Annotated in this window: 1 protein-coding gene; it reads left to right on the top strand. The window is 49.2% G+C overall.

The window, feature by feature from the left end:
• A partial coding sequence (locus ABEA36_RS12245; protein ID WP_345492598.1) for an invasin domain 3-containing protein occupies positions 1-1,228 on the top strand: 1,228 nt, incomplete at both ends.

Below are 1,228 nucleotides of genomic sequence, written 5' to 3' on the forward strand. Positions count from 1 at the left end.
TTTAGGTACGGTGACTTACATTGGTGAAACTGATGGGGTATACAGCTTTAGCGTGAAATCGGCAACGCGCGGCAGTGATGAGTTTGTGTTTAAAACCAGCAGCACCACCAGCACCAAAAGTGCCACGGTGACTTACGCTGCAGGTAGTGTGTTTGACCAAACCAAATCAACAATTGTGGCTGAACCGACGACAATTGATGCAGACGGTGTGACTACCTCAACAGTCAGCGTGACCATGTACTACGCCTCAGATTCAAGCAAATTGTTGACCGGCTATACCGGTTTAGAGTTGGCGCGTAAAGATGGCGGCGCGATTGTTGGTACGGTGACTTACATTGGTGAAACTGATGGGGTATACAGCTTTAGCGTGAAATCGGCAACGCGCGGCAGTGATGAGTTTGTGTTTAAAACCAGCACCAGCACCAGCACCAAAAGTGCCACGGTGACTTACGCTGCAGGTAGTGTGTTTGACCAAACCAAATCAACAATTGTGGCTGAACCGACGACAATTGATGCAGACGGTGTGACTACCTCAACGGTCAGCGTGACCATGTACTACGCCTCGGATTCAAGCAAATTGTTGACCGGCTATACCGGTTTAGAGCTGGCGCGTAAAGATGGCACGGCAATTTTAGGTACGGTGACTTACATTGGTGAAACTGATGGGGTATACAGCTTTAGCGTGAAATCAGCAACGCGTGGCAGTGATGAGTTTGTGTTTAAAACCAGCAGCACCACCAGCACCAAAAGTGCCACGGTGACCTACGCTGCAGGTAGTGTGTTTGACCAAACGAAATCAACAATTGTGGCTAATCCTGGTAGCATTGATGCGGATGGGGTTGCGACCTCAACGGTCAGCGTGACCATGTACTATGCCTCGGATTCAAGCAAATTGTTGACCGGCTATACCGGTTTAGAGTTGGCGCGTAAAGATGGCACGGCAATTTTAGGTACGGTGACTTACATTGGTGAAACTGATGGGGTGTACAGCTTTAGCGTGAAATCGGCAACGCGCGGCAGTGATGAGTTTGTGTTTAAAACCAGCAGCACCACCAGCACCAAAAGTGCCACAGTGACTTATACGATTGGAGCTGAGTTTGATCAGTCTAAATCGACGATTGTGGCCGATCCGGCAACGATTGACTCTGATGGGGTTGCGGCCTCAACAGTCAGCGTGACCATGTACTATGCTTCAGATTCAAGCAAATTGTTGACCGGCTATACCGGT

This window comes from Orbus sasakiae (assembly GCF_039542345.1).
Taxonomy (GTDB): domain Bacteria; phylum Pseudomonadota; class Gammaproteobacteria; order Enterobacterales; family Orbaceae; genus Orbus; species Orbus sasakiae.